The following is a 5,184-nucleotide window of genomic DNA, read 5'->3' as shown; positions in this document are numbered from 1 at the left end:
GCCCTTAGAGCCTGATCCAAAAATGTATCCGAGTCATTTCAACTACTTAGGAACGACGGTGTTGCGGGATCTGACCTCAGGCAAATCTGCAGTTATTGCGATGCTCCAACGGGTTTCAACAAGTCGCATCTGAAAGTGGGCTGACTTTCCGTGTCTCGAACTCCAATGATTTGAGTCACTTATTTTGAATCAGACTCTTAGGATCGTCAACCGCCGTCATTCCAGGATGCGCCACCCGAACTCGGGTTTATCCGAGTCCGGCATTATGATTGTCTAAATTGGCAACAGCCACTTGGACGCGCAGACCCGGAATCCAGCCTCATGCGGTGCCTCCGGATTTCCGGGTTTCGCGCCGAGCCTGTCATCGGGCCGCGCTTTGGGCGGACCCGCTGGCGCACCCCGGAATGACGAGACCTAGGTGCTTGACATCTCTCGGCGCTCCCCGTGTGATGGGCGTCAACAAAAACCAATAAACACAAAACACAATCTTCCAGGGAGGTTTCGATGCTGGTGGTTAGGGCTGCCCGCCTGCTCGGTGGGCTGATTGTCGCAGGCGCGGCGCTGGGCATGGCGGCGTCCGCCGAGGCCCAGGAGAAGAAAATCAAGATCGGCGTGATCTACGACCTGACCGGCCCGCTCGCGGGCGGCGGATCGGAGCTGCAATACACCGGCGCCAAGATCATGCTCGACCACTACGCCAAGACCGGGGTCGAAGGTTACAAGGTCGAGGCCATCTACGCCGACGCCCAGAGCAAGCCCGACGTCGCCATCAACGAGGCGGTGCGGCTGGTCGAGCAGGAAAAGGTCGACATGCTGCTGGGCTTCTTCTCGTCGGCGCAGTGCGTGCCGGTGGCCGCCCGAGTCGAGCAGCTGAAGAAATTCATGTGGATCACCACCTGCATTTCGTCGGCGGTCCTCGATAACAAGAATTACAAATACATCTTCCGCCCGCAGGCCAGCGGCGATCAGTTCGGCCTGATGACGACGGATTTCATCGCGCAAAACGCCCAGGCGAAATTCGGCAAGGAGCCAAAGGACCTCAAGGTCGCCATCATCCATGAGGACGGCGCCTATGGCGTCGACGTGTCGAAAGGCAACGTGGCCGGCGCCAAGAAGGCCGGTTTTAATGTCGTGCTGAAGGAGGGCTATTCGGCGACCGCGCCCGATCTGTCGGCGCTGGTGACAAAACTGAAGCGTGCCCAGCCCGATGTGATCTTCCACACCGGCTACAATCCCGACATCACGCTGCTGCTGCGCCAGGCGCGCGAACAGGGACTGAAGTTCGGCGCCCTGATGGGCCACGGCGCCGGCTACGGCGTGTACGAGAAGCTCAAGGAAGGCCTCGGCAGCGATGTCAACTACGTCTTCAACGCCGATCCGATCTCGATCTGGCTTGCCAACCAGAAATCCATGGACGCCAAGCTGCCGCCGGTCATCAAGATGGTCGGCGAGGAGTTCGACAAGGTCAAGCCGGGCGTCGCAATCCGGTCGGCCCATGTCGGCATGGCCGCCTCGAACACCTATGTCTTCCTCACCGAAGTGATGCCGCGCGCGATCAAGAAATATGGCGGCGTCGATCCCGACGCACTGCGCAAGGCGGCGCTGGAAGTCGACCTTGCCGAAGGCGGCACCATGCTCGGCTTCGGTGTAAAATTCTTCGGCGAAGGCACGGCGATGGCCGGGCAGAACGAGCGCTCGTTCCCGGTGGTGATCCAATACGTCGACGACAAGTCGTATGTGGTGTGGCCGAAGAGCCAGGCGCAGCGCGAGGCCGTGCTGCCGCTGCCGGCAGGCACGACCTACAGCACCAAATAGGCGGGCTCCAATCTTTGTTTGAAGCGGCTCGCTGATACCTCTCCCCGCAGGGGAGAGGTCGAAGCCGGAGCGCAGCGCAGGCTTCGCGTGAGGGGACTCTTCACATGATGGTACTCGCGGATAGGCCCCTCGCCCGGTTCGCATCTGGCGATGCGAACCGACCTCTCCCCTGCGGGGAGAGGTGATAATCGGAAGGGACCGCCGTGCTCGTAGTCGAGGGCCTGATAAAACGGTTTGGCGGCTTCACCGCCGTCAACAAGGTGTCGTTCAAGGTCGATCAGGGCGAGATTCTCGGCCTGATCGGCCCGAACGGCTCGGGCAAGAGCACGATCTTCAACATGCTCTCCGGCACGTTGCCGCCGACCGCCGGTTCGATGAAATTCGCAGGCGCCGAACTGGCGGGCCTGCCGCCGCACCGCATCATCAATCGCGGCATCGGCCGCACCTTTCAGATCCCGCGGCCGTTCCACCGGCTGACCATGTTCGAGAATGTGGCGCTGGCGGGCTATTTCGGGCAGGGCCGGCACAGCCGCGCCAAAGCCGAGGAGGCAGCGGAACGCGCGCTTGCCACGGTCGGCCTGCCGACCGACCGCACTGCCAGTGTCGACGGACTCGGTGCCGCCGGCCTGAAGAAGCTGGAGCTTGCGAAAGCGCTGGCGACCGGCCCAAAGCTGCTGCTGGCCGACGAAAGCTTAGGGGGACTCGATGACACCGAGATGGACCAGGCCGCCGACATGCTGCGCAAAATCCGCGACGAGCTTGGCATCACCATCATCTGGGTCGAGCACATCATGGGGGTGCTGATGCGCGTGGTCGATCGCGTGATGGTGCTGGATCACGGCGAGAAGATTTCGGAAGGGCTGCCGAGCGAGGTCTCGAGCGATCCCCGGGTAGTCGAGGTCTATCTCGGCACCGACGCCGGTTCGACCCAGGCCGCCGCGGCGGAAGCGCGGCGTTAGGGGAGTCCGCGCGCAATGCTCAAGATGAAAGCGGTCGACGCGGGCTACGGCACCTTCCAGGCGCTGTTCGGCGTCAGTCTCGACGTCGAGGCGGGTGAAGCGGTCGGCGTGATCGGCCCCAACGGCGCCGGCAAGACCACCCTGATGCGGGTGATCTCCGGCCTGATCCGGCCGCGCGCGGGGTCGATTTCGATGCAAGGCGTCGACATTCTCAGAACACCGGAGCATCGCATCGTCAGTCTCGGCATCGCCCATGTGCCGGAGAACCGCCGGTTGTTTCCCCGCCTGACGGTGGAAGACAATCTCAAGATGGGCGCCTTCATGCCCGAGGCGCGGGCCCGCTATGCCGAGCGGCTGGCATTCGTGTTCGATCTGTTTCCCCGCATGAAGGAACGCCGCAGCCAGCTTGCCGGCACGCTGTCGGGAGGCGAGCAGCAGATGTGCGCAATCGGCCGCGCGCTGATGTCCGATCCGAAACTGCTGCTGCTCGACGAACCCTCGGCCGGCCTCGCCCCTGTGGTGGTGCAGCAGGTGTTCGAACTGGTGAAGCGAATCCGCGCCGGTGGCCTGACCGTGCTGATCGTGGAGCAGAACGTGCAGCAGGTTTTGCGCGTGGTCGATCGCGCGTATCTGCTGGAGGCGGGCACCATCCGGGCGTCCGGCACTTCGAGCGCGATGCAGGCGGACGATACAATCCGGCAAGCGTATTTGGGGATTTGAGGCATGATCGACTCGGCAGCGGCGTTTTTTCACCTCTCCCCGCAGGGGAGAGGTAAGGGACAGGTGGCTCCATGACCGACATTTTCGACATCTACCTCTTGGAAGCGATGGTGAACGGCATCCTGCTCGGCGGCTTGCTGGCGTTGTTGGCGCTCGGACTGAACCTGATCTTCGGCGTCATCGACGTGACATGGATCTGTTACGCTGAACTGGTGATGATCGGCATGTACGGCATGTACTATCTGGTCCAGGTTTTCGGCGTGTCGTATTACCTCGCCGCGCCGATCACCATCCTGCTGGTCGCAGCACTTGGGGCGCTGCTGCATCTGCTGGTGATCGCGCCGCTGATCTCGGCGCCGCCGATCAACCAGCTTCTCGCCACCGGCGGCGTGCTGTTTGTGCTGCAAAGTTTTGCCACCGTCGCATTCGGCATTGATTTCCGCAATCTCGGCATCCGGCTGCCGGTGCTCAAATTCGCCGAAATGCATTTCAGCTATTCCCGCCTGCTGGCCTTCGTCGCTGCGCTGATCGGCATGTTGCTGGTCTATTTCTTCATGAAGCGGACCTATGTCGGCACCGCGATTCGCGCGATCTCCCAGGATCGTCAGATCATGGCGCTGATGGGCGTCGATACCCGTCGTCTCTATCTCATTACCTCGGCGCTGGGCGGCGCGCTGGCCGGCCTCGCCTCCTGCCTGCTGGTGCTGCAATACGACATCCATCCGTTTGTCGGCCTGTCGTTCGGGCCGATCACCTTCCTGATCTGCGTGCTCGGCGGCCTCGGTAATTTCGTCGGCGGTTTTGTCGCGGCGTTTGTATTCGCCGAGATCATCTCGCTCGGCGGGCTGTTTTCCGATCTCGAATGGGGCTATGTGCTGGCGTTCGCTTTCTTCATCGTCATGATGTTCATCAGGCCCGCCGGCCTCCTGGCGAGGCGCTCGTGACCTTGACCCGGCTCGGGCCCTGGCTTGCCGGCGCAGCGCTGATCGCGCTGCCCTTCGTCTATCGCGATCCCTACCACCTGCACATTCTGATCCTGATCCTGATCTGGTCGTTCGCCTATACGTCGTGGTCGATGATGGGCCGCTTCGGTCTCGTCTCATTGGGTCATGGCGGGTTCATGGGCGTCGGCGCCTATGTGACCGCGCTGCTCTGGAATCATCTCGGCGTATCGCCGTGGCTGGGCATTCCCGTCGCGATGATCGCAGCGGCAGTGCTGGCGGTGATCGTGGCGTATCCGTGTTTCCGCTTCCGCATCACCGGCCACTATTTCGTGCTGGTGACGCTGGCGCTGTCCGGAATCGTGCTGCAGGTCATCACCGCGACGCGCGACTATACCGGCGGCTCGCTCGGATATACGCCCGACCGAACCCGCGGCAGCCAGCTGCTGGCGCTGCAATTCGACGACAAGACGACCTGGTACCTGATCGCGCTCGCCGTCTGGGCGTGCGGCCTCGTGATCTGGCGCTGGGTCGACCGCAGCATGGATCGCTACGCGCTGGAGGCCATCTCCGAAGACGAAGACGCCGCGGCTGCGGCGGGCGTCAATGTGACGGCGGAAAAACTCAAGATCACGGTGATATCGGCGCTGATGACGGCGCTCGCCGGCGCGCTCTACTGCCAGTACCAGATGTTCATCTCCCCCGACACGGTGAGCGGCATCTCGGTGTCGCTGCAGATGGTGTTTGCC

The 5,184-nt window shown here is 62.4% G+C and carries 5 protein-coding genes; all 5 read left to right on the top strand.

What is annotated here, in order from left to right; genetic code table 11:
- Positions 1-504: 504 nt before the first annotated feature.
- Positions 505-1,815: an ABC transporter substrate-binding protein gene (locus VGP39_RS10460; protein WP_327568031.1), complete on the top strand. Its 1,311-nt coding sequence runs from the start codon at positions 505-507 to the stop codon at positions 1,813-1,815.
- A 203-nt stretch (positions 1,816-2,018) separates the two neighbouring features.
- Entirely contained in the window at positions 2,019-2,774 is a 756-nt protein-coding gene (locus VGP39_RS10455) for an ABC transporter ATP-binding protein (protein WP_327568030.1), read from the top strand.
- A 15-nt stretch (positions 2,775-2,789) separates the two neighbouring features.
- Positions 2,790-3,494 (top strand): ABC transporter ATP-binding protein, encoded by a 705-nt coding sequence (locus VGP39_RS10450; RefSeq protein WP_327568029.1) that lies wholly within the window; start codon positions 2,790-2,792, stop codon positions 3,492-3,494.
- A 71-nt stretch (positions 3,495-3,565) separates the two neighbouring features.
- Positions 3,566-4,438 carry a branched-chain amino acid ABC transporter permease gene (locus VGP39_RS10445; RefSeq protein WP_327568028.1) on the top strand — a complete coding sequence of 291 codons (873 nt, stop codon included), beginning with the start codon at positions 3,566-3,568 and terminating at the stop codon, positions 4,436-4,438.
- Positions 4,435-5,184, top strand: a 750-nt coding sequence (locus VGP39_RS10440) for a branched-chain amino acid ABC transporter permease (RefSeq protein WP_327568027.1), incomplete at its 3' end; no start/stop codon positions are given. The genes VGP39_RS10445 and VGP39_RS10440, both read left to right, overlap by 4 nt.

Source organism: Bradyrhizobium sp., from assembly GCF_036009065.1.
Lineage (GTDB): Bacteria > Pseudomonadota > Alphaproteobacteria > Rhizobiales > Xanthobacteraceae > Bradyrhizobium.
Note: the sequence above shows the minus strand (reverse complement) of the source record. Positions and strands in the feature narration are given on the sequence as shown.